Here is a 25,352-nt window from a genome sequence, read left to right as displayed (position 1 = left end):
ACTCCGCCGATCTCAACCCCGGAACGCAGAGGCGTGGCAGAAGTTCAAGGTCCTTTGCCCGCGGCGAAGGTTGGCGCGACATGCGTGGCGGAAGGCGGCCCGAAATGGGTCGACGATCTTCATGGGCCGGCCGCGGCCCCCGGAGCGATGATGTCCGGCTTGCGCCTCCTCCTTGCAGAACACTTGATGCAGCGGCCGCCTCGGCAAGCCACCGTTCTTAGGCGAGAGCGGCCGTCGCCAGCCGATCATCGTAGGCGTCGGGCTTTGATGGTGGTGCGCCGCGATATCCCGAGGTCAACGTTGCGATGCGCGCGACGGAGCCGACCCCTCAGCGTTGGTCGAATTGCGACCTCGGCGGAGAGGGCATCGTGTCCGCAGACCTTCAGGACGTCGTCCTAGCGAAAGGTCCTTCGGAGGATCTTGTTGACAGGCGGCGTTGGCGTGGCGCCCCCGGCGGAGACGTCAAGCCGACCAAGTCTCGCCTTATCAGTATCAATAACGACCTGCTGTTGGACAAACCGGTGGGGGACGAGCCCACGCCGCATCAGGCCCCATCGAATTCATGCCCAAGATTTATGCGATCGGAGACTACGTCCCTGCATGACTCGCCCAGACCCCAGGCGTGGGTTAGGTTGGCTCTCAGATTCCCCGCCAACGCCGGCGACCCTGAGGTGACGGCCCCGCGCTATGGATGACAAGCTCGCTGACGAGCCCGCGCGCCTGGCGGCGCTACGGCGCTACGACCTTCTCGACACGCTGCCTGAACCCGCTTTCGACCGCATCACCAATATCGTTCAATCGGCGCTCCAGGTCCCCATCTCGGCCGTGTCGCTCGTGGACACCGACCGCCAGTGGTTCAAGGCTCAGCAGGGGCTCGACACCCATCAGACGGCGCGGGACGTGTCCTTCTGCGCCCACGCCATCGGCGCGCGTGATGTGATGATGGTGCCCGACGCGCTCCAGGATGATCGCTTCGCGGGCAACCCACTCGTGACCGGCCCGCCGCATATTCGCAGCTATCTGGGGGCGCCGCTCTCGACCCCGGACGGCTACAATATCGGCACGCTCTGCGCGATCGATACGGTTCCACGGGCGTTCGACGAGCGGCATCAGGACGTTCTGGAGAACCTTGCCGCGCTGGTCGTGGAGGAGTTCGAGCTGCGCATGATCGCCCAGCGGGATCATCTGACCCGCGTACTCACGCGCAGGGGCTTCCTCGCCGAGGCCGATCGGGTGCTCCAGGCCGGCGGCGGCGCCCTGTTGCTGCTGGACATCGATCACTTCAAGGCGATCAACGACACGTTCGGACATCCAGCCGGCGACCTGGTTTTGCGGGCCGTGGCCGAGCAATGCCGCGCGGTGCTTAGCGGTCGTGGCTTGGTCGGCCGCATCGGTGGCGAGGAATTCGGGGTGGTTCTCAACCAGGGCGACTGCGCGATGCGGGTGGCCGAAGAACTGCGCGCGGCCATTGCGGCGCTGGTCATCCCGCATGAGCCTCCCTTGAGCGTCACCGCCAGCTTCGGCGTGGCCATGGCTACCGCCGATCTCAGCAGCGGCGAGGCATGGCTCGCGAAGGCTGACATCGCGCTCTATGCGGCCAAGCGCACCGGGCGCAATCGCTGCGTGTTGAACCACAGCGTCTAACGGCCGCTTCGAACGGCTCTCGACGCAAGGCGCCGCGCAGGCTTCGCGGGGCGGAGCGGTGCTCGGGTTCGGGTCACCCGCTCGGACCGCCTGCCGCGCACCGATGCCGCGGCGCCAGCGGCAGCCGCGCCGCGGACTTGGCCGCGGCCGAGCGTCTGTGGCCTAGTCAGGCGGGGAGGACGCGCGATGCAGAGCCGATTCGCAGGTTGGTTCGCGGGGCCGAAGCCGCTGGGCGGCCGGCTGATCTTCTATGGTCCCGACGCGCAGCCGCTGGCGTTCCATGGGCGGGTCTTCAGCGCCATCCTGCCGTTGTTGTCCAGCTCGGCCGGGTGCCGCGTCGGCGTGATCGGCCGAACCCGACCTGAGACCGTCGAGGCATGGTTCGCGGTCCTCGCCGCCGGCGGCGAGCCGATGTTCCTGCAGTTTCCAACCGAGAAGCTCTCACGCAGCTACTGGGAAGCCGAGATCGCCGAAGCGGTTCGCAGCGCGGGTCTGTCGCTTCTGCTTTGCGCCGAGCCGGCCTGCCGGCACCCGGACCCCGGCGCGCCGCAGATTGACCTGTGGAGCTTGCCCCTGGGACCGGCCCGCGATCTCGCCGTTCCCCAGGCCGGCGCCGTGCTGCAGATGAGTTCGGGCACCACCGGTCACCGCAAGCCGATGCGGTTTGACCTCGAGCTGGTGCGTCGACACCTCGAGGCCTACGGCCAGGTCACGGAGCTCTCGGAGCGCGACACGGTCGTTTCCTGGTTGCCGCTCTACCACGACATGGGGTTCGTCGCGGCGTTTCTCGCCCCGCTGGCCGCCGGCGCGCAGGTCGCGCTGCTCGATCCGGTCGATTGGGTCCGGAAACCTCAGCTTCTCTGGCGGCTCCTGCGCCGGCATGGCGAGGCCGTTTGCTACATGCCGAACTTCGCCTTCGAGGTCATGGCCGATGCGCCCGGCGCAACGACGAGGGTCAAGCGCTGGATCTCCTGCTCGGAGCCCACGCGAGAGGCCACGCTCCGTCGGTTCTGCGAGCGCACGGCGACGCCCTGGGCGCGAATCCGCAACTGCTGGGGCATGGCCGAGGCGATCTTCGCCGTGAGTGAGGCCGCTGCGCCCGAGGTGCGGGAGATCGACGGGGAGCGGGTGGTGAGCTGCGGTCGACCCATCCCGGGCGTGGAGATCAAGGCGGTCGAGGGCGCCTTGCACGTCCGCAGCCCCTATGCGCTCGAGGGCTATCTCGACCGACCCTTGGACCGCGATGAGGACGGGTTCTTCGCCACCGGCGACCTGGGCGTCATCCTCGACGGCGAGGTCTACCTGCGAGGGCGCGCCCGGGACCTGGCCAATGTCGCCGGCCGCAAATTCCTGCTGAGCGATATGGATGCGCGCCTGGCCGAGCGATTGCCGCAAGCGGCCGGACGGATCGCCAGCCTCGCTGAGCCCGATCCCGCCCTCGGCACGGACCGGCCCTTGGTGCTCGTTGAAGACCCGGCGTTCTGGCGACGCGATCGCGACGGCGAGGCGCGAGCGGAGTTGGCGACTGCGAGTGGCGTCGAGACCACGCAGGTGAGGTTCGTTCCCCCCCGGTTCATCACCAAAACCTCCTCGGGCAAGATCAATCGTCCGCTCACATTGGCGCACTGGCGCGCCCGCACCGCGGGACGGTCGCATACGAGCCAGCGCCGGACGGAGGCCTTGCGCGAGCTGTTCCCGGGGCTCGACTGGTCGCAGCCGATCCGTGACCAGCTGGACTCGCTGGGTCGGGTGAACCTTGTGCTTGAGCTGCGTGGGGACGTAGGGGGAGCTCGCATTGAGCGGGCGATTGCCCGCGGGGCGTCACTCTCGGACTTGCTGACGCCGGCGACCGACGCGGCGACCGACGAAGCGACTGCACCGGATCTGCGCGTCGTCTCATTGTGCGACGCTAATCCGCTGCAGGCGCTGGCCGGCGAGGCCTTGGCGCGCCTGTCGCGCTTCCACCACCTCCAAGTGCAGCATGTTTGCGCGCCGCCGCCCGGGGTGCTGCTCTCCGACCTGGTCTTTTCGGATTATTTCCGGGCCCGAGACCCGGACGTCTCGAAATACGCCGATCTTGAAGCGGCGCTGGCCACGATCCGGAACGCCGACTTGCTGCTGATCGACGACGCGGTCACGCTCTTCTGGCCGGGCTCCGAGAACGACATGGCCTATCCGCGCCTGAGCCATCAGTTCCGCCCGCGGGCCGAGGCGGATCTCCTAGGTCTGCGGTGGGCCGGCTACAGCGCTCAGCATCATCGCCTCGCATGCGACCTCGCGCCGGGTCACGCCCTCGTCGCCACCGCTGCGCAGGATCTCGCTGACCTTTGCGATTACCTGCAGACCCCGGCTGTTCGCATCGCCTATTCCGACGCCTTCAGCCCCGTGACAGCGGGCTGGGAGGTGCAGGGTCATGGTTCGACACGCGCGATCCATGGCTGGGATTTCGACGGGATCGATCGGGACGCCTTCGCCCAGCAGCTGACCGACAGCATCCTGCGGGCGCTGCAGCCGCGACGCCGCCGTCTCGCGGGCGAGAGCCAGGTCTCCTTCGCCGACCAGCCGCACTGGTGTTCCTGGCTAGTGAACGTCCAGCTGCTCGATTATGTCCTGCGTCATTTCAACGTCATCGGCGTCCAAGGGCGACCATCCAGCGCGCCGTATCTCGCCGCCGCGGCGGCGGCGCGCGGCCGAACACTCGTGCACATCCCCGACCTAAGCGCCCCGGCGGGTTGCGACTGTATCGTACAGCTCGGCAGCTGGGGTGATGTGGAGACGGACAAGCCGGTCTTCCAGGCGATGGGCGCCGGATGGGGACCCCTCTGGTACAAGAATCTCCCGGCGGGCCTGCCGCCGCCGCCCGGCCCGCGGCCATGAGTTGGCGAAGGCCTGGTGGGGATCGACCTCCACCGGAGCGACGATGGAGGTCGATATGGCGGCGTCCGCAAGCCGCGTCCCCACGTCATCTAAGCGGTTAAAGCTGTGCCCTCACGGGCTTGCTGCAGCGCGGCGACGGATCGATCCGCCATGCCCATGACATGAGCGGCTCGCAGACCAGGCGCCAACCCCGAAGGCGCCGTGGCGGGCTTGAGAGCGGTCTGGGCGCCTGAGTGGGGCGGCAGCGCCCCTCGCCCGCCGACAGCAGGACGGTGGGGCAAGGCTTCAGTCTCCAGCGACAGGCGCGCGATCCGATGCGGCTTCGGCGAGCCCCCCGCGCGGCGGAAAATCCAACGCCGTCCCTGCAACGTGCGCCCGTCAGCCCCTGATAGACCCTGAGGGCGCGTGCTGTTTGCGGAGCGCCGCCTCGCAGCCCGGGCGGGGGCGCCTTGGCCTTGCTCGTCTTCTGAGCTGGTTGTCGGATAGCCTCGATCGCCCGTCATCACCGAGCATCTGCCCGAGGTCGATCGCGAAGCTTGCGACCGCGGCGCTTCGAGCGCCAGACGTCGACGGTGTCGTCGGCCCGGCTTGGCGGCCTGCCGCCGGAAGCTCAGCGGCACGTCGGGGAGCGTCATTGAGAGGTCGGCTCGGCGTGGCCTTGGCTTAGCCGGCTCACTTCGACCTTGGATCGCGTCCCGGCGTCTGGTCACCGCCGGGACGCTTCTTCCGATGCTGGGCCTCGTCTCGGAGCCGACGCCTGCAGCCACGAAATGCGCCGCCCGACCCAAGGTTCCACTCAGAGATGCGTCGCCGGAGTAGGCGCTCGCCAAAGTAGAGCTGCGGTGGGTCGAGCGGGGGCGGCCGCTTCCAAGGCGTATCGAGCAGGATCTCGGCGCAGTCGGAGACGGAGCTGCGGGTTCGGCCAGGGGCGTCGTCCGCCGTCGCGCGGCGCGCCGCGGACTGCATCCGTCGGTCCTTGGCCAAACCCAGGGCGCACATGAGCGAGATCCCGCAGCAGCGGCGGGTAAGCCCCCCGGCGACCTCAAGGTGCGCCCGTCGTCGGCCTCCGTTATGGGCCTGCCCAGCGGCGGCGGAGGTGGAGCCGCTCCTCGTTACTCACCTGATGTCCGATCGTCTGCGGGCGGCTTGGACACGCAAGGTTGTTGCGCCTTCAGCAGACGACAGAGGTGTCGATCCGGGGCAAGGCCGCGCTACGTGGGAACCGCTGTTGGACCTCGGAGTTCGCCGTGATGAACGCCGAGGGAATATCATGACACCCTTTCGCAGCTCCTCTCCCACCAGGCGGCCGCGCAGCGGCCTCATCCGGCTCGACGTGTTGGCCCTGGAAGGCGGCGGCCGTCTCTATGTGCCGCAGGTTTCCTCGTGGCGGCTGCACGCCAAGACGCTGGAGCGCCTGGCGGGAACCACCGCCTAGCAGGCTGCCCGCCCTGGAAGCAGCGTCGCCTGCAACGCCTTCAGCGTACAAAAGACGCACGGCGTTATGCTTCCGGGCATGCTAAGGCCTGGGTGCTGCGGCCGGCGCGCACCGGCCTCAGTCGCACAGGGCGGGGGCAGCGGTGACGGTAAAGCGACTGTGGATCGTCGATCCATCGCTCAAGGACTTCGTAGGCCATCATTTCGAGTACGACGCGGCGACGCTTGAGGGTGCGGCCGCCCGCGGCTACGTCGGCGTGTGCCTTGGCCATCGCAGCGCCAGCGACCTGATCGCCGCGCAGTTGGCCGTCCGACCTACCTTTAGCCACGATATCTGGGGGACGCCGGCGGCGGAGGACCCGACGGCTGCGGCCAACGCTGTCTTCCTGTCCGAGCTTGCCGCGGCGGCGCCGCCGGCGGCGCTCGGGCCCGACGACATCGTCTTCGGACACATGATCACGCGGCGGCAGTTCTTCGGGTTCGCAGGCTATGCCGAGCGGATGGCCGCCGGGCGCGGGCAGTTGGTGCTGCTCCTCCGCTACGAGCCGGCGCACTACGACCACCCCTTGTCTGACGAGGCCGCCAAGCGCCTGCGGGCGGCGATCGGCCGGGGCGTGCGTGTCCGGCTCGCATCGGACAGCGGCCGCCTCGCCGACCAGTTCGAAAGATTGTACGGCCTGCCGGTGGAGGTGCTGCCGATCCCTCACACAGGGCGGCTGAGAGCGGCCGCAGCCGCCGGACCGGAGGGCCGACCGCTGCATGTGGTCAGCCTCGGCAACGCGCGGGACGAGAAAGGCCTGCTCGACCTATTCAACGCCGTGCGCATCCTGAAACTGCGCGGCGATCAGGATCGATTCCGCTTCACGTTCCAGGTCAACGATCCGACGCCGCTGCTTGTCCCCGCCATCACGCAATATGCGGCAGAGGGGCATTCCGACGTATGTCTGCTTCACGCGCCGCTGGAGAGCGACGCCTATTACGCCCTCTTGCAGGACGCCGACATCGTCGCCTTGCCCTATTGGCGCGCGATCTATGAAGCGCGGACGTCCGGGGTCCTGCTCGAAGCCCTGGCCGCGGCCAAGCCCGTGATCTGCACCGCGGACACCTGGATGAGCGATCAGGTCGAGGCGACGGGCGCCGGGCGGGTGGCGCCAGATCGCGACGCGACCGCGCTCGCCAAGGCGTTGGTCGACTGCGCTGACGACTACGGGCGGCTTGCTGCGCAAGCCGCCGAGGCGGCGCCCTCCTGGGTCGCAACCCACAATCCGCAGAGCTTCGCGGCCGCCCTGATCGACGGCGCGGCGGATCGACCCCGCGCGCGCAAGCTGCACGCGGCGGTGCTCTACCCCTGGGGCGACGGGCTGCAGCGGAGCAGTGGCGCGAGCCAGCGCGTGAACAGCCTCATCGATGTCCTGGCCGAAAGCGCCGCTGAGGTCCGGGTCCTCCAGGACACCCGGCACCCGCCGATCCGTCGGGGCAACGTCCTCTGGGAAGCTGTTCCCGTCCTTGAGCGGGCGAGCGCCGATCCGGCGCGGCAGGCGCAGATGCGGCGGTCGGCGGCGCTCGGCGCGAAGAACGACGAAGACATCTATCTGCGGCTCGCCGATGCTGCGGCGCACGACCCCGCGCTCGCGGAGCGGATCGATCACCTCGTCCGCAGCTCCGACATCGTGTTCGTCGAGTATCCGTTCTGGGCGCCGCTCGTGGCGGACGCGGCCCGCCGCCACGGCCGCCCTTGGGTGGTGACGGCGCACGACATCCTCTCCGACCAGGTGAAGCATTCCCCGGCGTGGCTGCGGTGGGCGACACGACGCATGGAGCTCGACGGGCTCAAGGCGGCAGACCACGTCGCCACGCTCAGCGTCGAGGACGCCCAGCGGCTCACGGCCTGGGGGGCGCCGGCTGAAGCGATCGAGGTGGGCCTCGACACCGCCGCCTTGAGACCGCTTCCCGCGGACGTCCGGCCGCTGGTGGATGCGCTCTGCAGCCTGCCCCCGGACGATCTTCCGCTGCTGCTGTTCGTCGGCAGTCGCTACGGTCCCAACCAGCAGGCCGCCCAGGCGCTGCGGGCCATGGCCCCACAGCTGGAGGGCGCAGCCCGCATCATCGTCGTCGGCGCTTGCGCCGAGCCCGAGACCAGCGGCGCCTTCACGGCGCTTGGGCGGGTGGACGAGCTCACCTTGCGCCTGCTGTACCAGACGGCGGCCCTCGTCCTGGCTCCGATGGCCGCAGGCACCGGCGCGTCCGTGAAGGCGGTGGACGCCTTGGCGTCTGGCGCACCGTTGATGAGCACTGCCCTTGGCGTGCGCGGCGTGCCGCAGGCCGCCCAGGCTGCCTGCCTGATCGAGAACGACCTCGAGCGCTGGCCGGCCTTGATTCTCTCGTATCTGGACGATCCCACCGCGCAGGCGCAGCTGCGCGCCGCCGCGCAGGCGGGGGCGCCGAGTTTCGATGTCCGCAGCAAGCTCGACCGTTACCTGGATTGGCTGCCCGGAACGCGGCCGCCGCGCGCCGCCCCGCCGCCGTACGTCGAACGCTGGGTCCAACTCGGCCTCGAGGCGGTGCGCGCGGCGGCGACCCACCGGCTGACAGCCACGGCCGACGCGCTGCTGACGGCGCTGCTGGCGGTCGCGCCGACACACCCGGACCTGCTGCTGCAACGCGCGCGCTCAGTCATGAGACCTGGCTCGACGCGACCGCGCGACGCCGCGCGCGAGCTGCGCAAGGCGCTGAGCGCAGGCGCAGACCCGGTGGAGGTGTTGCTGACCCAGGCCGAGCTGGCCAGCGAGGAGGGCGCGGCCGCACGCCTGCGCGCGCAGGCGGCGCAACTTGCCGCCAGCCACATCGTCTTGACCGGCGAGGAGTTCCGCATCCGAGATCGTCTCTGGCGCGCCTTCCACGCCGGCGAGCGGCAATGGGCGCTGGCGCTCGCCCGCGAGGTCATCACGACCTGGCCGGAGAAGGCGGCCGGAGACTATTACTACCTGGCGAGCCTGATCGAGTTCGAGGCCGGCGCGGAGGATTTGGACGCGGCGGCGGATTGGGCGAGCCGGGCGGTCGACCTCGGCTTCGACCCCTTCTGGTCCTGGCGCCTGGTGGGCGTCCTTCAGGGGCGCCGCGGCCAGATCCAGGACGCGCGGCGCGCCTTCGGCATGGCGCAGGCGCTGGCTGACGGCGAGCAGCGCGCGGTGGTCGCCGACGGGCTGCAGCAGCTGGCCTGGGCCGCATTTCAGGCTCAGGATTTGTCGACCGCGGCCGAAATCGCTCGAGACGCGCTCGAGGCGGCGCCGGCCGCGGCGGCTGCCCATTATATCCTGGCGGAGTGCGCCCGGCTCAGCGGACAGGATCCGGAGATCGCCCTTTCGCACTACGAACGGGCCGCCGAGCTCGGCTACGAGGCGCAGTGGTGCCTCGTGCAGCAGGGCCGGCTTCTGCTGTTGCGCGGCGACGGCGCGGAGGGCCTCAAGAAACTGAACGCCATCCTCCAGGACCCTGCGGCGCCAGACGGGACCCGGCGCGCGGCGCTGGATGGTCTGCGGCAACGCCTCTGGGCGATCTACAACGCCGGTGGCATCAGCGGGGCGGGTGATGAGTTGCGCCGGACGCTGACGCTCGAGCCGGCGCTCGGCGACATGCGGTACCTGCTCGGGGAGCACCTGAGCGGACGCGGCGCCCACCTCGAGGCCGAAGCAGCCTACCGGCAGGCCGAGGCGGACGGCTATGACCCCTACTGGTGTCAGCGTCGGGCGGCCGACGCCCTGGCGGCGCAGAGAGACGGTGCGCCCATGTCCAACCGCGAGCTGGAGCTGCGCTTGGGTGCGGCTCGCCTGGCCCGGCGTTCCGCTGACCGCGAGCACGTCCTCAGTCCCGTGCTCGACGAACGGGATCAGCTGGAGGCGGCGGGGCAGGGCGCCGCCACGGCCGACCTGGAGCAGCGGCTCGCCGACGCCGGCCTTGACCTTGAGAATCTGGACATCGAACAGATCGGGCGCCTCGCCGAACAGGGTCGAGGACTCGCCCTGTTTCGGGCGCTCGCCGCACGCGTTGAGCGCGGTGAACCTCTCGGCCGCCTTCTTGCGTTCACGCCCGCTCTTCTGCGGATTGGCGAGCGCGGCGCGCCGGCGAGGCCCCACCATGTGCTGGCGCTGGCGTCAGCCTGGGAGCGATCCGCCGGCGAGGATCGCGAGGCCGCAGCGTTGCTGATGGACGTCGCGCTGCGCAGCGCCGCGACGGCGGGGGTCGGCCTGCGCTTGCCGGCCCGCCGGTCCGCCGCCGGCATCCTCGCCTACGCGCGCGCCGAGTATGGCCGGCTCACCGGCGACGCGCCCGCGGGAGTGCGGAAGGCGCTGCACGCCGCCGAGCGGTCGCCCTGCGACCGGCGCCGCCTTGCGCGAACCCGGCTCCTGGTCCTAGAGGACGAGGCGCTCGCCGAGCATCTCGTCCGCGCGCCCGACACCCTGTTCCTCGCCCTCGCGGTGTCCACGTCCGAGGAGATGAGGACGATCCTGGACGCCGTCCAGCGTCTCGCCTGGTCCGCCTTCCATGCAGGAGCCATAGAACAGGCCCTGCAGCTGGCGGATCTGGCGCTGGCGGCCGACGAAACCTCGGCGGCCATGCTCTACCTTGCCGCCGAAGCGCTGCAGATCCTGCATCGCGACCTGGACCGCGCCGAGCAGATGTACGGCGAGGCTCTGGCGAACGGCTTCGATCCCTTCTGGAGCCGCTTCAATCGGGCGCAGGCGCGAGCGAAGCTGGGGCGGCCTGGCGCTGCGCGGGAGGATCTTGCCGCCGCCCTGGAGATCGCGCCCGATCCCGACGCTCGCGCCCGCGCTCGCGCCTCCCTCGACGGCCTGTTAACGGACGCGCCCGTCTGACGCCCAGCGGCGGCGGCGGCGCTCGAGCCAAGCCATGGCCCTCGCCGCGCGAGGCGTCGTCGCACGCGACGACGCCGGATCGGTCGTGCCGTAAGGCGTTGCCCCGACCTCGGCGTCTCAGGACGGCGTCACCGACGCGTTGCGGGGTCTGGCGGGACGACGCTGTCCTGCGCGGCCCGCCGTCCTTGACTGCGACCGACCGCCACCGGCAAGGCTGCGAATGCGACGCCGACCATGTCGGAGACCAGATCCTTCAGCTGGGCGTCGCCGGCGAAGTAGCCGAACGCCTGCAGACCCTCGAGGCCGAAGCCGGCGGCGAGAACAACCAGCGCCACCTGCCACGCCTTCGCACGTCGAAACGACGCAAGCAGCAGGAAGGTGAGAGCGAAGGACAGCAGGCCGTGGTTCACCTGGTCGGGCTTCAGCTGCAGGGCCGCCCATCGCTCGTTGGCGTCGGTGGCGCCGACGAAGGCGACCAGGAGCACCGCGCCGAGCGCCAGGCGCCAGCTCCACACCATCCACCTGGGCATCACGTCATTCCCTTCCGCCCCCGCCTTGCTCCGCCGCCGGCCAAGCAAGGCGGCCGTGCGGTCTTGGCGGCGTCGTAGGAGCGCTTCATCGTTCAGGGAGGCCGTGGCCGCCGACGCCCGGATCCTGGTGGAGCAACTCCGACGCGGGCAGCTCCAGCGCGGTGGCGAGGCGAGCCAGCAGGTCGGGCGAAGGGCGCGCGGTCCCGTGTTCGAGGCGACTGATCATGGCCGGCGAGGTCGAGGCGGCCTGCGCGAGCTCCTGCTGCGTCAGCAACCGCAACTCACGCCAAGCGCGAAGATGAATCTGCATCTGACCGACGCGCGATGTCCGCCGCCCGGTCATCCGCCGCGCCCCTCGGCCGCGAGGCGCGGAGCCTCGCCCCTGACCGGGCTTGTCGCAGGTCGGCTGGTGGCGCGGCGGCCGGAGCCGTACGCGGGCTGTGCTTCCCAGCGCATGGCATCGGCGACGATGCGGTCGAGGTCCGAACACTTGGGCTCCCAGCCCAGCAGGTCCCGGGCCCGCGAGGCGTTGGCCACGAGGCTCGGCGGGTCGCCGGCGCGCCTTGCGCCGACGCTGTGCGGCACGGGCCGGCCGGCGGCGCGGCCAACGGCCTCCACCACCTCGCGCACGGAGGCGCCCTGGCCCGTTCCGACGTTGACCGCCTCGTAGGCGCCGGCGGGCAGTTCGACCTCCAGCGCCGCGACGTGCGCCGCGGCCAGGTCGTTCACATGGATGTAGTCGCGCAGGCAGGTGCCGTCGGGCGTGTCGAAGTCGTCGCCGAACACCGTCAGCGGCTTGCCGTCGCCCAGGGCCGCGGCGATGGCCAGCGGGATCAGGTGGGTCTCCGGCTCGTGCGCCTCGCCGATCAGCCCCGAGGCGTCCGCGCCCGCGGCGTTGAAGTAGCGGAGCGCCACGGCGCTCAGCCCATAGGCCTTGCACTGCGCCTGGATCATCCACTCGCAGGCCAGCTTGGTGTCGCCGTACGGGCTGGAGGGCGCCTTCACCGCATCCTCGGGGATCGTCTCCAGCGCCCCGCGGCCGCCCTGGCCGTAGACGGCCGCGCTGGACGAGAAGACCATCCGCTCCACGCCGCGCTCGCGCATGGCGGTCAGCAGGCTGGTCGTGCCCGCGACGTTGATTTCCCAGAACAGGTCGGGCTGCACCACCGAACGCCCGACCTCGATCAGGCCGGCGAAGTGGATCACGGACTTGGCGCCGTACTCGTCCAGCGCCTCGGCCACGGCGCGGGCGTCGCGGATGTCGCCATGGACGAACGCGCCCCAGCGCACGGCCTCGCGGAAGCCGGAACTCAGACTGTCGAAGACCACGGGGAAGAAGCCCCGCTCGCTCAGAGCCTTCGCCGTATGTGCGCCGATATAGCCGGCCCCGCCCGTCACGAGGACGGCGGGCTTCGATCCCCGATCCATCTGCCCTCCTTGCTGCAGCCTCCGATCGCTGCGTCGACGAGCGGCTGCAGCAGGCCGAACGCGTAGATGATGATCGTGGCTTATGGCGAAGCGGGCGCGGGCGCCAACCCCGATCCGGCCGCGGCGACGGCGAACGTCGCCGACCGCCCTGAAGACGAAAAGAACCCCCGGCGGGGGCGCCGGGGGTCAAGCAGGGTCAGGAACCGAGGGTTCGATGGGTCCGGGTTCCTCAGCGGCGCGTATATCACCGAGGTATGACGTTTCCGTTAGCGTCGAATCGCCGCGATGAGGCGCACGCCAACCACCAGGCCGACGACCAGCGCGAGCGACCCCCAGAATAGCAAATCGTGCCTCCGCTCTCCCGTGGGCGCCGATCGTGCACCGGCCCGGTGATCGCGCGGCTGGCGCCCGGGGCCGCCCGGGATCAAGCTCGGGCCGGCCCGCCTGGCCGCGCGCCCAGCTCGCTTCGATTATAGTCCCGCTTCACATGCGGCAAGGCTGGCGCCTTCATTGCCGACCTGCACCACGGGCGCCTGCACAGGTTTGCGTCGACGATGGCCCATCTCCTCGGCGCCTCGCAAGCCTGAGGGTGGGGACCGGAGTTCCTTTCGCAAGCCTGGCGTCTTCTGCGCAGGAGCCAGCCCATTGCGGCCTCCAAGGGACCGTTGCTTGCCTTGCTCGCCGCCGCAAGTTCAGCTTAGCTGCGAGCGTCGAGCAGCGCCCGCCCCCAAAACGTGAGCTGCTCGTCGGACCGGCGCGGGACACGGAAGCTCCGCGCCGGTCGTCTTCCTGCGGCGGGACGTCTCTCAGGCCTCGTCATCGGCGGTCCCGGCTAGGGGATGCCGCCGTGAGCTTGGCGCACTGCCACATCGGCATGCAGGCGGCGGTTGAAGGCGGCATAGGCGTCCCGGACCACCCCTGCGCCATACTGCGTGTTGGCGTAATCGATCCCCGCCGCGCGGATGGCGTAGAGACGTTGCGGCGCATCCATCAGCGCGCCGATGGCGCGCGCCACAGCGGCGCCATCGGCCGACGGCAGCAGATGCAGCGCACCAGCCGCCGCATGTCGCGGCAGCTCTCCGACAGGGGCGGCGATCACGGGCCACCCACGATGCATGGCTTCGAGGGCGACGATGCAAAGTCCTTCGTGGCGGCTGGACAGGACAAAGGCGTCGGCGTCGGCCTGCAACCAATCGCCGGCATGCCCCGCCAGAACGACGCAGGTCTTGAGGCCCGCCTGCGCGATCTGCCGACCCAGCGCTTCCCGTCGGGGGCCTTCGCCGAAGATGGTCAGGCGAACATCCCGTCCCGCGGCCTGCAGACGCGCCACCGCCTCGATCAGGGCGTCCTGGCGCTTGACGCCCGTCAGCCGCCCGGCCGTCACCAGCCTGAGCGGGCGTCCCGGCCGCCAGGGCAGGGCCGGTTGCGGGTGGCGTTGATCAAACCGGACCAGCGGCAGGATCGAGGCGGACGGCGCCGGGCGACCGTAGAGCTTCGCGGCGGCCTCGGCCGTGCCGAGGCTGTCCGCCAGCAAGCCATCGACCACGCTGGCGGTGGCCCGAAACATCGGCCCGTACAACGGATTGGAGAAGTGGGTGTTGTGATGGAAGCTGTAGAGGACCGGGCGCCGTTTGAGCCGCAGCGCGGCGAGGCGTCCTGCGAGATTGGCCTGGGGCAGGGACAGGACGACGGCGTCATAGCCCGGGAGGCGGTCCCGTAACACCCGGTGCGCCGGAAGCACGTGCCAAGGGCGCAGCCGCCGGTCGCCGAGCAGCGCTTCCACCCGTCCCGTGATCCGTCGCAGGTCTTCCATATGGAAGCCGCCGCCCCGGACGAGGCCCACCACGTCGACGTCGAAGCCTTCGAACGCGCCGCCGTCGAGCAGCAGGCCGGGAGCCCGCTCGGCGCCGCCGGCGTCGAAGCTGTTGAGCAGGTAGAGAAGACGGCGGCGCTGGGTCACGCCTGTCTGCTCCCACAGCTCGTCGAAGGTGTAAACGCGCGTGTGGCTCGCCGCCTGCAGGCGCCGTTTCGCGCCTTGCCCGGCGTGTCGCGACCCCGTTATGAGCGCCGGATGGTCGATCACTATATCTTCCTGCGTCATGGCGAGAGCGATTGGAACGTCGCGCGCCGCTGCATCGGCGCGCTCGATCGCCCGCTGACGGCGCGCGGCCGGGCGCAGGCCCAGGCGGCTGGCGAGGCGTGTCGAAGCCTGCCCTTCGGCATCATCTTCCACAGCCCGCTACAGCGAGCCGCCGAGACGGCGCGCGCAATCGCCGCCCGGACCGGACGCCCGATGCTGAGCCGGCCCGAGCTCGTGGAGGCCAATCTCGGGGTCAAGCAAGGTGCGCGGGAAGACGATCCCGACGACCGCTTCTTCGAGGCCTGGCTGGCGGGGGCGGCGATCCGAGAGGCCGAAACGTTTCTCGAATTGCAGCAACGCGCCCGGGCCGCCGTGCAGACGTGCCTTGCCGCGGCGTCTGGCGCGCCGCCGTTGCTGGTGGGGCATTCCGCCTTCTTCCGCGCGCTCTGCGTCGTCGAGGGCTTGCCGGCCTTTGCGCCCGACCACGCGGCGCCCTATGGCATGCCCAGCGGCGCGCGGCTCAAGCCGAGGCTTGATCCGCCAGCACCGCCCTGATCCCCTCCTCCAAGGTCCAGCGCGGTCGCCAGCCGGTGGCCTGCAGGAACCGGCTGGAGTCCAGGACTTTCCGACCCGCGCTGACGAAGGTGCCCGCGGGGTAGGCGATCGGCGCCTCCCATTCGAGCGCCCTCCGGATCGCCTCGGCCGCCTCCCCGATGGTGATGGGCGAGTTGGCCGCGCAGTTCACAATCCGGTTCTCGAACACTCTCGCGGCGGCCATCATCGCTTCGATCTGGTCTTCGACATACAGCAACTCGCGCACCACATCTGGCCGCCCCCAGACGGTGAAGGCCTGAGCCCCGGCCGCCTTCTCCCGGGCCGCGCGTGCGATCATCGCGCCCATGAAATGGCTGCGCTCCGGCGCGAGATGGTCCCGCGGGCCGTAGAGGGTGGCCAACACGCAGTGCAGGTACTTCAGACCGTACTGCTCGGCATAGACCCGGCTGCCGGCGGCCAGCAGCATCTTGGCCTGGGCATAGCCGATCACCGAGGGATGCACGCCGGGCGCGCCGAAGGCGTCTTCCGGCAGGGGCTCGTCCTGCTCGGGATAGGTGCAGGAGCTGCCGGCGCTCAGCAGCAGGGCCTGGGGTTGGTGACGGCGCCAGGCTTCCAGCACGTTGAGATGGATGCGGCTGTTGATCGCGAGCAGCTCGCCCTGGAGGTCGTACTGGACCGGGCCCGTCCGCTGTCGCGTGACCAGATGGAAGATCAGGTCGCACGCCGGCGCGGCGCGGAAAGCGGCCTCCGCCGTCTGCGGCTCGGACAGGTCGCCCGCGGCGCGGCCGATCGCGTGGTGCGCGACGCCGCGGGCCTGCAGCCAAGCCACCAGATTCGCCCCGACAAAGCCGTCCGCGCCAAGCACAAGGACGCGACTAGCGGGCGAGAGCACGGCGATACCACTCCACGGTCAGGGCGAGCCCCTCGTCCAAGGAGCGCCACACGACCGGAACGTCGGCGCGAATTCTGTCGGCGGTGATGCGCCGGGCGGCGGGACCGCTCGCGGGGGCTTCATCGGCGACGATGCGCTTGTCCGACCCGGCCGCGGCGAGCACGGCGCGGGCGAGCTCCGCCAGTGTCGTGTTTTCGCCGCGCCCGAGGTTGTAGACCTCCTGCCGCCGCCGCCAGTCCAGGGTGGCGAGGATGGCGGCGGCCACATCTCCGGCGTAGATGAAGTCGCGCTCAATGTGCCCGCCGCGCAGCGGGAACTCCGGTCCCGGCTCCAGCGCCCGCAGGACGAAGGCCGTGGCGACGTGCGCGGCGCCGGCGTCGAGGGTGTCGTGGGGGCCGAATGGATTGGTGATGCGGAAGCTGACGGTGGAGGCCCCGTGCCGCTGCCGGTGCAGTCCGGCGAGAATCTCGCCCCAACGCTTCGACCACCCGTAGAAGGCTTCGCCGGGATGGGGCGCGGCGTTCAGGTCGAGCGGCTGCTCGTCGGAGAGCAGCTGGCGGTCGGCCGGGTAGACCGCCACGGAGCTGGCCTGGCGGATCTCGCGGATGCCGCGCCGCGCGCAGATCTCATAGACCCGTTGAACCAGGGCGAGGTTCTGGGACAGGATCAGGTCCTGCTCCGCCGAAAAGGTCCGGGCGTCGTAGCGTCGGGCGGCGACATTCACCAGCACCGGCTGCTCGGAGAGCCCTTGGTAGCTCTCAAGCTCGTCGAGGGTGAGGCCGGTGCGAGCGCCCGGCGGCTGGGCGCCTGACGCGCTCACCGCCACCACGTCGCGGCCGTCCGCGACCAGGGCGTCGAGGACATTGCGGCCGAGGAAGCCGGTGGCGCCCACCAGCACAATCTGGCTCACGCGGCGAGCGCCTCGGCGCCGACCACGCGCACGTGGGGAACCGGCACGATGAACTCGCCCCCGGCGCGCAGGAAGTCCCGTTCCTTGACGATGAACTCGTCGAGGAAGTTCCAGGCGAGCATCAGGTAGGCGTCGGGGCGTTCGGTCTTGGCCTCGTCGCGGATCGGGATGCGGGCGCCGGGGATCAGATGGTCGAACTTCAGCGGGGCTCGCTCGACGGCGCATTGCACCAGGTCAGGGCCGATGCCAAAGGCGTTCAGCAGGGTCGCGCCCTTGGCCGGCGCGCTGTAGGCGAACACCCGCCGGCCGCGCGCCGCCTGGTCGTGAAGGGCGGCGAGCAGATCGTCCCGCAGACGCCAGACCCGGTCGGCGAACGCCTGGTAGGTGGCGAGCTCGCCCAAGCCGGCGCGCGCCTCTTCCGCCAGCATCTCAGCCACCCGCGGCGACACCGGTCGCTTGCCCGGATGGCCGATGTGAGCTTCCAGCGAGCCGCCGTGGATCGGCTTCACCGATACCTCGAACACCTCAAGCCCATGCTGCGCCAGAAGCGCCTGCAGCGAGCGCAGGGTATAGTAGCAGAGGTGCTCATGATAGATCTGGTCGAAGGCGGTCTTTTCCACCATGCCGCCCAGATAGATCGCCTGGACGCTGAAGACGCCGTCCTCGGCCAGCAGCTGCTGGATGCCGCGGCAGACGCTGTGCAACTCCTCCAGGTGAAAGAAGACGCCGGCCGCCGTGACCAGCTTGGCCGGCCCATAGTCGCGGCGGATCACCGCCGCGGTCTCTTCGTTGAAGAACCGGTTCAGCGTCTCGACGCCCGCCTCGAGTGCGAGGGTCGCGACGTTCGCCGCCGGTTCGACCCCCAGGGTGCGAAGGCCAAGCGCCTGATAAGCCTTAAGGGCGGTGCCGTCGTTGCTGCCGATGTCGACGACCAGGTCCTGAGGGCCGAGGCCGAAGGTCGCCGACAGGCGCGCCGCGGTCTCCTTGAAGTGTTCCGTCAGGGTCCGGGTGGTGCCGGAAACATAGGGATAGTCGGAGAACATCGATTCCTTCGGAATCGTGTGGTCGATCTGCACCAGGGTGCAATCGTGGCAGAAGCCGGCGCGGAGGGGGAACTTCGGCTCTGGAATGGCCGCCAGACGCTCCGGGATGAGCCGGTTGCAGTGCGGCTGATCGCCGAGATCCAGGAACGGCTCCACGCGCCGGGCGCCGCAGCCCCGGCACGCCATGTCGAAAAAGGTCATCCCAGGTCCTCGCGTCTCGAAGTTTCTACGCCTGTGTCCGCCCGCCGCCAGACGTCGAAGCCCCGCCAGGCGGCCTCGTCCGTCCCGTTGCAGCGCAGCCGCAGCCGCAGCGGGGCAGGAGCGGCCAACTCGAGGAAGAGCCTCGCCTGCGCGGCGTCAGAGGTCTCAGACGCGGCCTTGAGTTGTCCGCGAACGTAGGCCTCGATGCGCCAGCCGGGCGCGGGCCGAAGGCCGCCGATGTCCGCCGCCAGGATGAAGCGGCCGGCCGGCAGCGGCAGACCTCGGGCGGCCCGCCAGTACCCATCAGGGTCTCGCGTAAAGCCGTCCCGGGGCAGGCGCGCATGATAGTCCGGCGGAGCGACGAAGGCTTGAAGCCGCGGCGCCATCCGGGCGGGAGCCATGAGGGTCAGGTCGCGACCGCCGGGCTCGTCGAGGGCGACGAGCTCGGCGGTAATGGGGTCGAGGCTCTGGTAGCCCAGGCTTCGGGCGGCCGCCAGGGCGGGCGCTTCGCCGGCGTCGCCCAGCTCATCTAGCCGGCCCACGAACACCGGCGCGCTTTCGGGTTGCGCATCCGCAAGCCAGGCCGCCAGCCGTCCTTGGGGTCTCGTCTCGAACACGACCATCGCGGGCGAGATGCCGGCGAGCCGTTGCAGGCGTTGCACGAGCGCGCCTGGCGCCCCCGCCCAGCGCGGCCCGCCGACGAGTTGCGCCCACCCGCATCCCGCGGCGTTCAACGCCGCCTGAGCCTCGCCCAGACGATCACGATCGTCGTCGTGGCCGATCAGCCATCCTCTGGGGCCCACGGCGCGGGCCGCGCGGACCAGCCGGCTCGGCGAACCCAGGCCGAACATCACCACGCCTTGGGCCGGCTGAGCCCAGGCCTCGATCACTAAGGCCAAGGGATCAGGGTCGGCCTCGAACGCCAACCAGTCCGGTCCGCGCTTCGTGACAGCCGCCGGCGGCTCGACCATGGCGACCTCGGGCGGCGAGGGGGGCGGCGACGACGGTTGCTCGGGGGAGGACTGCGGCTCGGTCGGGCGCTCATCAGCGGAGGGGTGGGGGAGGGCCGATGCAGCGTGGGTGAGACGCCGACGCATCTTCCCAGCAAGGGCACGCACCCGACCCATCGACCTTTGGTTCCCCTGACGGATCTTTCGCCGTTCCCGCACTCTGCCGTCGCTCACGGGGATGGCGGCGTCAAGTCCGCCAGACCCAGAAATGCTGCTCGTAGCGATTGTCATTGAAGGCGTCGAAGGCGGGCGCGACCTCGCATCCGAGCTCCCGGCGGAGCCGCTCCGCCAGATCGCGGATCTGCTGGACCGTCACGGCGAGCTCGTATTGCGCGCCGATGCCTTGGTAGCGCGTGCCCCAGGTGTCGAGGCGACGGAATCGCCCGCGCAGCTGCGCGGTGAGATCCTGCACGCGCCGCCAGCGCGCGTCGGGTCGCCGGTGCGCCAGGTAGCCGGCCAGCGCCGCGGCGAGGTCCACGTCGGTGCTCAGCTCGCGCTTGTAGGCCTTGCGGTACGACAGTGTGTCGCAGAGCAGGGCCACGGCCGCCTCCGCCGGCTTGTTGTCGAAGGCATAGGCCATGCCGGCGGGCGTGCGATGGATATACCAGGCGCGGATATCCTCGATCTCGGCGCGCGGATGATTGGTCATTCGAGCATCGGGGAAGTCGTTGAAGACCCCAAGCCGCTCCGGCAGATGCCGAACCTCGATGAACGGCAGCACCCGGTTCTTAAACTCGGTGTCGCCGGCCGCCCGGAAGCTTTCGTCGTAGTAGCCGAAGCGATCGTGGATCGTTCGGCGGTACATGCCGCCGACGTAGCTCAGATAGGTGGACTCCAGATAGTGCGACGCACCGCGAAGTCCCGTCCGGACGTAGGCCATGACGTCCTGGTCCACCACGCCGCGACGATCGATCTGGTTGATGAAGCTGTCGGCCATCACCCAGTCGACATCGGGCTCATGATCGAGCCGTTCGGCAAGGCGCGCCAGCCCATCCGGGCGGACCCCTTCATCGACGCCGAGGAAGACGAGATAGGGCGCGCGGGCGAGGCGGATGGCGCGGTTCCACGCCGCCTGGATCGTCTCGCGCTCGGCGCTGCGGGCGTAGACCATCGGGAACGGCTGTTCGCGCCAGACGGGTTCCAGCGCGGCCCATTCGTCGGCGGGCGAGCCGCTGTCCACGAAGACCACCTCGACCCGCCCCGCCTGCAGCAGGGTCTGTTGGCGCAGGAAACGGACGAAGCCCGGCAGCTTGGCGGCGGCGTTGTAGAGCGAGACGATCACCGACACCTTCGGCTCGGCCTCAGCGCGGCGATCGGCGAGCCGCGCCCAGGGCTTGTCGGCAAGGCTCAGGTGCTGCGAGAGCTGCGCGTCGAGGATCTTGCGGCCCTCGGGGCGGCTCATCGGCCCGTCGTCGAGCAGCCCCGTCAAGCTGGCCGCCTCGGCTGGAAAACCTTCTTCGATCAGCGTCGCCTGGACGTCCGCCAATCTGGAGAAGCGGTCGACGCCCAGCCAGCGCAGGATGCGGGCCTGGTAGACGGCGGCGGTCAGTCGGTTGCCGGCGGCCTGCTCGAGGCGCGCCAGCTCGGCGTACCAGTGCACCCGCTCCAGGCGTCGCTCGGAGGCGACCAGCTGGCCATAGGCGATCTTCTCGGCCCGCTGCCGCGCATCGCTCTCCCCCTGATATAGCAGCCGATCCCGCACGCCGTCGGCCGAGCCCGACAAGGTGAATTCCGGCCACGCCGCGCCCTTGATCCCGTAGAGCCGGGCGATACGGCGGCGGAACCGCGCCACGACCGCTTCTTCGGTCAGCTCATCTCGCGTACGGCGGAGCGCCCCTGCGGCGCGGGACCAACCCTGCCCGGCAAGCCGGCCGCCCTTCTGGGTGGCGAAGAGTGCGGCTGCGCCCGCCCGCAAGATGGGATCGCGCGGCAGGGGGGGGCGCTCGCTGACGGCGCGCACATTGGCCGCCAAGGTCGCGCGCTGGGCGAAGGTGCGGAGCCGCGTCTGCACGGCCGGCGCCGACGCGGGCCGGCTCGCCGCATACATCGTCTCGAAGCGGCTGAGGTCGGGCTCAAGCTGCGCGGCGCGGACCGCACGCACGACCTCGGCGCGGACGCCGTCATAGTCTTGGCAGATTCGGGTCGCGAGTTCGGCGGCCTGTCGCTCGCAGGTGAAGTCGACGATCAACCAGGCAAGCTCGGGCAGATGGGTCTCGACCCACTCGGCGACGCCCGCGCCGCGCGAGATCAGCGTCGGACAGCCGTCCAGCAGAGCCTCCAGCGCCACCAGATTGAACTGGTCGTACCGGGAGGGGACGACCAGCACCGTCCGGCTGCGGCAGAGCGCGCGAAGCTCCGCTTGGGACCGGGCCGGCTCGATGCTCACCTGAACGTCCCGCAGTCTCGCGGCCTCGGCGAGGATCTCGTCGCCGCCGCGTCCCTGATGGTTGACGCCGTCGCCGCCGATCAGGCGGGCCGCGCCATAGAGTTCGCGCGGGGTCGACCAGACGAGGTCGACGAACAGGTCGGGGCCTTTGCGCTTCTCCCGCCGTCCCACGAACACGAGATCGGGCGGGCCCCCGGCCGGCGCCATCACCGGCTCGGTCGGCCGGATCAGCGCGAGGGGATCGATAAGGTTGATCGTGCGGCCGCTGCCGCGCGCCACCTCAGCCGCATAGGCGCCGCTGATCGCATATAGGCTGTCGACGGTCTGCCTCTGCAGCCGCTCGCGCAGCTCGAGGGCGGCGAACATCTTTCGCGCGTCACCCTGCCAAGGCCAACCGCCCCGCAACGCGGAAGATATCGTCCCGTGCAGCGCCAGGGCGACGGAGCCCACCGCCAGCCCTTCTTCCGCCAGCGCTTCGCGGATGAACAGGGCGTGCTCGCGATAGTCGGGCGCGTCGACCACGTCGAAGGCCCCTGCCGGATCAGCCAGCCGCGCCGAGCGGGCGAAGCGCCGCGCCGCGGACAGGGCGGGCTGGAAGTGGCCGTCACGCCCGTAGTCGAACTCCGCCGGGTTCCAGTCCGTCAGCGGGATGGCGGTCGCGTTGGGCGGCAACGCGCCGACGGCGGCGGCGCCGGTCGAGAAGAAGCTGAACTGGACGTCGGAGCGGCGCCGCACCAAGTTCTGGTAGACCGTCTGACCGCCTCCGACGGCGCTGAAGAGATCCGTCTCAAGGAGGAGGACGCGCATGGGGTGGGGACGGGTCTCGCTGCCATCGAGTTGCGCAGATCGTCGGCCCAGCGACTCATCTGCCCGCTATCTTCTAGTCAACCGCAACGTGACATTACAAACTTAAGTTGACGGGCCGGCCTCTGGAGGCTGTTGGAGGCGGATGACGAAGACAAGCTGCGCCTCCGCCGACGCCGAGCTCTTGAGCTATCGGGTCGTCTACGACGGCTGGGCGCGCATGCTGCTGGCCACCATTCGCGACCCGGGCGGGGCGGTGTTCGAACGCCACGCCGAGGATCACGGCGAGTCGATCTGCATCCTGCCTTACGATCCGGCGCGGCGTGTCGCGCTGCTGGTCACGCTGGCCCGGGCGCCGGTGCTCATCAAGGGCCATCCCCCGGTCCTGGAAGCGATCGCCGGGCGCCTTGACGGCGACGAGCCGGCAGACTGCGCCCGGCGCGAAGCGATGGAAGAGGGCGGAGTGCGGCTCCAGCATCTCGAGTTCGTGGTCAAGCTGTTCACCCTGCCCGGGGTCTCCACGGAGCGGGCGTACCTCTTCCTGGCGCCTTATGGCGTCGCCGACCGCGTCGGCGGCGGCGGCGGCCTCGTCAGCGAGAACGAGTTCATCCAGGTGCATGAGGCGCCGCTGCAGCAGCTCGCCCGGATGGCGGCCTGCGGCGAGATCCTCGACGCCAAGGTGCTGATCCTCACACAGACGCTGCAATTGCGGCGGCCGGACCTGTTCCGGAGCTGAGGCCCTAGGCGGGCCAGGTGCATCCGATGTTGCGCGGTCGTTCCTTCTCCGCCTGAGCGACGACCTCGGCGACTGGCGTCGCCTGGGGCGACGGCTCCGCCGGGGAAGGTTCGAGCGCTTGGCGCAACGCCGCTCGGGCCGCGCTGGCGTCCCGGATCACCGCGTCCAGCGCCGTCACCAGTCGGCGCAGTTCAGGCTTGTCGCTCTCCACCACCTACCCCTTCGCGAGGACCACGCGTCGGCGCCGGACCCGCTTTGCGGGCGACGAGACACGAGCCCTTACAATGGCTAAGCTAGTGAAGGAACCCGAAAAGAAGGTCGATCGCCTTGTGCGAGACCCGACGCACCGCGTCTGCTGTATTTGAGGCGTTGTGCGACCCGAAGATGCACTGATCGAAATCGCGCAGCGGGGAGTCGGGCGCCAGCGGCTCCACCTCCACCACGTCGAGGGCCGCCGAATGGATGCGGCCATCTCTCAAGCCCTCGATCAGGGCGTCTGTGACCACAACGGGACCGCGCCCAACATTGACCAGTCTGACGCCGGGCTTCACCAGATTCAGCGTGTCGGCATTGAACATGCCGCGTGTCGCCTCGTTCAGCGGACAGGTGAAGACGATGAAGTCGGCTTCCTCCAGCCGCTCAGGCCAGGCGAGGCGGGTCACCTCCAAATCGGGCGTCTCCGGAGCGCCGGGATCGTAGGCATGGACGATCATGTCCGACGCCAGCAGCCGTCGCGCTGTCGCCCGCCCGATGTCCCCGAAGCCGACGAGCGCGACAACCTTGCCCTCGAGCGAAATGCCGCTGGGCTTCGGCCAGGTCTTCTTCTCCCGGATCTCGCGATCGATCCGGAAGGTCTCCCGCGCCAGGCCGATGACATAGCCCATGGCGATGTCGGCCACCTCGCGACCGAAGACGCCTGGGGTGTGCGCCACCTGAAGGCCGAGCTTACGACAGGCCTCGAAGTCGACGTTGTCGACGCCCACGCCCCATTTGACGAGGCCCCGCAGGCGACCGGCCACGCCTGCGGTCAGCACGCGCTCGGTCGCCGGGTCATCTCCCGAGATCCAGCCGTCGAACGTCGGCAGCAGCTCGATCAGCTGCTCTTCGGTCAGGGTCTGGACGACGTCGGGCGCGACGAGCTCCGCGCCGCGATCGGCGAAGATCGGTCGGAATTCATCGATCATCCGCAGCATCGGCGGGCAGGTGACCAGGACGCGCATCATTCGACCTCGCTCTCAGGACGCTCGCCCTGATAGCGGGCGATGGCTTCGGCGATCATCCAGTCCTCGGGGCCATCGATGTCGGCGGCCTCAAGCTTGCCCATCTCATGCATCAGGGGCCGCTTGCCGATCCGGGCGTTTGTCGCCGCGAAGCTCTCACGGGAGAAGAGGTAGAGGTTCGAATTCTCCTCGAACCAAGGCTCCAGGTCCTGCGTCCGTATCAGGTTGTTTGGATCGTGGTTCACCGCGCTGCCGTCGGTCCGGTAGAAGCGTGTCTGGAATTTGTTCACGGTGAACAACGAGTCCGCGACGCCAGCCGCCACGCCTTCGCGGTAGCGCTGAATCGCCGCCGCCACCGTCTCGCGCGACAGGAGCGGGTTGGTTGTGTGGGTCATGAGGTAAGCGTCAGCCTTCACCGCGGCGATGTCGTCGGCAAGAACGAGGTTCATGCTCACAAAGTCGCCGCAGAGCTCCGGTTTCCGATCACGGATCAGCACGCGGCCCTCATCTCCAGTCAGCCCATGCTCGCGCAGGATCTCGCGGGCGTCGGTGTTGATCACCACGAGCTCGATCTCTGGCGTCGCCAACAAGGTGTCGAGAATCCACCGAAATAGGGGCTTGCCAGCAAAAGTGCGGAAATTCTTCGAGATGACGCGGGCGCTGTGCGCTTTCATGGGCAGGAGCGCCACCAGCCCGTACGACGGTTCAGAGGTCATGGGATCCAGCAG

The 25,352-nt window shown here is 69.9% G+C and carries 18 protein-coding genes; 6 read left to right on the top strand and 12 right to left on the bottom strand.

What is annotated here, in order from left to right; translation table 11 throughout:
* The first annotated feature begins 687 nt into the window (after window positions 1-687).
* The 4 genes from ACO2Q0_RS20565 (at window position 688) to ACO2Q0_RS20550 (ending at window position 10,829) form a co-directional block, all read left to right on the top strand.
* Window positions 688-1,644 carry a diguanylate cyclase gene (locus ACO2Q0_RS20565; RefSeq protein ID WP_423353390.1) on the top strand — a complete coding sequence of 319 codons (957 nt, stop codon included), beginning with the start codon at window positions 688-690 and terminating at the stop codon, window positions 1,642-1,644.
* A gap of 186 nt (window positions 1,645-1,830) precedes the next feature.
* Complete coding sequence (locus ACO2Q0_RS20560) at window positions 1,831-4,521, top strand: AMP-binding protein (protein WP_423353389.1); 2,691 nt, start codon at window positions 1,831-1,833, stop codon at window positions 4,519-4,521.
* Between the two features lie 1,270 nt (window positions 4,522-5,791).
* On the top strand, window positions 5,792-5,956 hold the full coding sequence (locus ACO2Q0_RS20555; protein WP_423353388.1) for a hypothetical protein: 165 nt from the start codon (window positions 5,792-5,794) through the stop codon (window positions 5,954-5,956).
* 142 nt (window positions 5,957-6,098) lie between these two features.
* A complete protein-coding gene (locus tag ACO2Q0_RS20550) occupies window positions 6,099-10,829 on the top strand; it encodes a glycosyltransferase (RefSeq protein ID WP_423353387.1) in 4,731 nt (1,576 codons plus the stop codon).
* 128 nt (window positions 10,830-10,957) lie between these two features.
* Here ACO2Q0_RS20550 and ACO2Q0_RS20545 read toward each other — a convergent pair whose 3' ends face one another.
* The 4 genes from ACO2Q0_RS20545 to ACO2Q0_RS20530 form a co-directional block, all read right to left on the bottom strand.
* Window positions 10,958-11,359 carry a hypothetical protein gene (locus ACO2Q0_RS20545; RefSeq protein WP_423353386.1) on the bottom strand — a complete coding sequence of 134 codons (402 nt, stop codon included), beginning with the start codon at window positions 11,357-11,359 and terminating at the stop codon, window positions 10,958-10,960.
* An 85-nt stretch (window positions 11,360-11,444) separates the two neighbouring features.
* Window positions 11,445-11,702, bottom strand: a complete 258-nt coding sequence (locus ACO2Q0_RS20540) for a helix-turn-helix domain-containing protein (RefSeq protein WP_423353385.1) — start codon at window positions 11,700-11,702, stop codon at window positions 11,445-11,447.
* Window positions 11,699-12,787 carry a UDP-glucose 4-epimerase GalE gene (gene galE / locus ACO2Q0_RS20535; RefSeq protein ID WP_423353384.1) on the bottom strand — a complete coding sequence of 363 codons (1,089 nt, stop codon included), beginning with the start codon at window positions 12,785-12,787 and terminating at the stop codon, window positions 11,699-11,701. The genes ACO2Q0_RS20540 and galE overlap by 4 nt, the downstream gene beginning before the upstream one ends.
* Window positions 12,788-13,619: 832 nt before the next feature.
* The gene (locus tag ACO2Q0_RS20530) at window positions 13,620-14,870 is read right to left on the bottom strand and encodes a glycosyltransferase (RefSeq protein WP_423353383.1); all 1,251 of its coding nucleotides are present in this window, start codon (window positions 14,868-14,870) and stop codon (window positions 13,620-13,622) included.
* Between ACO2Q0_RS20530 and ACO2Q0_RS20525 the strand changes: the two genes are divergently transcribed.
* Window positions 14,859-15,422, top strand: a complete 564-nt coding sequence (locus ACO2Q0_RS20525; RefSeq protein ID WP_423353382.1) for a histidine phosphatase family protein — start codon at window positions 14,859-14,861, stop codon at window positions 15,420-15,422. The two genes, ACO2Q0_RS20530 and ACO2Q0_RS20525, sit on opposite strands and share 12 nt — an antisense overlap.
* Here the strand turns inward: ACO2Q0_RS20525 and ACO2Q0_RS20520 are convergent.
* From ACO2Q0_RS20520 to ACO2Q0_RS20500, 5 genes are all read right to left on the bottom strand, one after another.
* Window positions 15,388-16,287 (bottom strand): NAD-dependent epimerase/dehydratase family protein, encoded by a 900-nt coding sequence (locus tag ACO2Q0_RS20520; RefSeq protein WP_423353463.1) that lies wholly within the window; start codon window positions 16,285-16,287, stop codon window positions 15,388-15,390. The two genes, ACO2Q0_RS20525 and ACO2Q0_RS20520, sit on opposite strands and share 35 nt — an antisense overlap.
* A 10-nt stretch (window positions 16,288-16,297) precedes the next feature.
* Window positions 16,298-17,224, bottom strand: coding sequence for an NAD-dependent epimerase/dehydratase family protein (locus tag ACO2Q0_RS20515; protein WP_423353381.1), 927 nt, complete (start codon window positions 17,222-17,224; stop codon window positions 16,298-16,300).
* Entirely contained in the window at window positions 17,221-18,468 is a 1,248-nt protein-coding gene (locus ACO2Q0_RS20510; protein WP_423353380.1) for a methyltransferase domain-containing protein, read from the bottom strand. Before ACO2Q0_RS20510 ends, ACO2Q0_RS20515 begins: the two co-directional genes overlap by 4 nt.
* Complete coding sequence (locus tag ACO2Q0_RS20505) at window positions 18,465-19,358, bottom strand: hypothetical protein (RefSeq protein WP_423353379.1); 894 nt, start codon at window positions 19,356-19,358, stop codon at window positions 18,465-18,467. Before ACO2Q0_RS20505 ends, ACO2Q0_RS20510 begins: the two co-directional genes overlap by 4 nt.
* A gap of 307 nt (window positions 19,359-19,665) precedes the next feature.
* Complete coding sequence (locus ACO2Q0_RS20500; RefSeq protein WP_423353378.1) at window positions 19,666-22,671, bottom strand: glycosyltransferase; 3,006 nt, start codon at window positions 22,669-22,671, stop codon at window positions 19,666-19,668.
* Window positions 22,672-22,813: 142 nt separating this feature from the next.
* On the opposite strand from ACO2Q0_RS20500, the gene ACO2Q0_RS20495 reads away from it, so the two are divergent.
* A complete protein-coding gene (locus tag ACO2Q0_RS20495) occupies window positions 22,814-23,404 on the top strand; it encodes an NUDIX domain-containing protein (protein WP_423353377.1) in 591 nt (196 codons plus the stop codon).
* 4 nt (window positions 23,405-23,408) lie between these two features.
* Here the strand turns inward: ACO2Q0_RS20495 and ACO2Q0_RS20490 are convergent, their stop codons facing one another.
* The 3 genes from ACO2Q0_RS20490 to ACO2Q0_RS20480 form a co-directional block, all read right to left on the bottom strand.
* Entirely contained in the window at window positions 23,409-23,615 is a 207-nt protein-coding gene (locus ACO2Q0_RS20490) for a hypothetical protein (RefSeq protein ID WP_423353376.1), read from the bottom strand.
* Between the two features lie 82 nt (window positions 23,616-23,697).
* Complete coding sequence (locus ACO2Q0_RS20485; RefSeq protein ID WP_423353375.1) at window positions 23,698-24,624, bottom strand: phosphoglycerate dehydrogenase; 927 nt, start codon at window positions 24,622-24,624, stop codon at window positions 23,698-23,700.
* Window positions 24,624-25,340 carry an acylneuraminate cytidylyltransferase family protein gene (locus tag ACO2Q0_RS20480; protein WP_423353374.1) on the bottom strand — a complete coding sequence of 239 codons (717 nt, stop codon included), beginning with the start codon at window positions 25,338-25,340 and terminating at the stop codon, window positions 24,624-24,626. Before ACO2Q0_RS20480 ends, ACO2Q0_RS20485 begins: the two co-directional genes overlap by 1 nt.
* Window positions 25,341-25,352 lie beyond the last annotated feature (12 nt).

This window comes from Phenylobacterium sp. VNQ135 (assembly GCF_049445735.1).
GTDB lineage: Bacteria > Pseudomonadota > Alphaproteobacteria > Caulobacterales > Caulobacteraceae > Phenylobacterium.
Note: the sequence above shows the minus strand (reverse complement) of the source record. Positions and strands in the feature narration are given on the sequence as shown.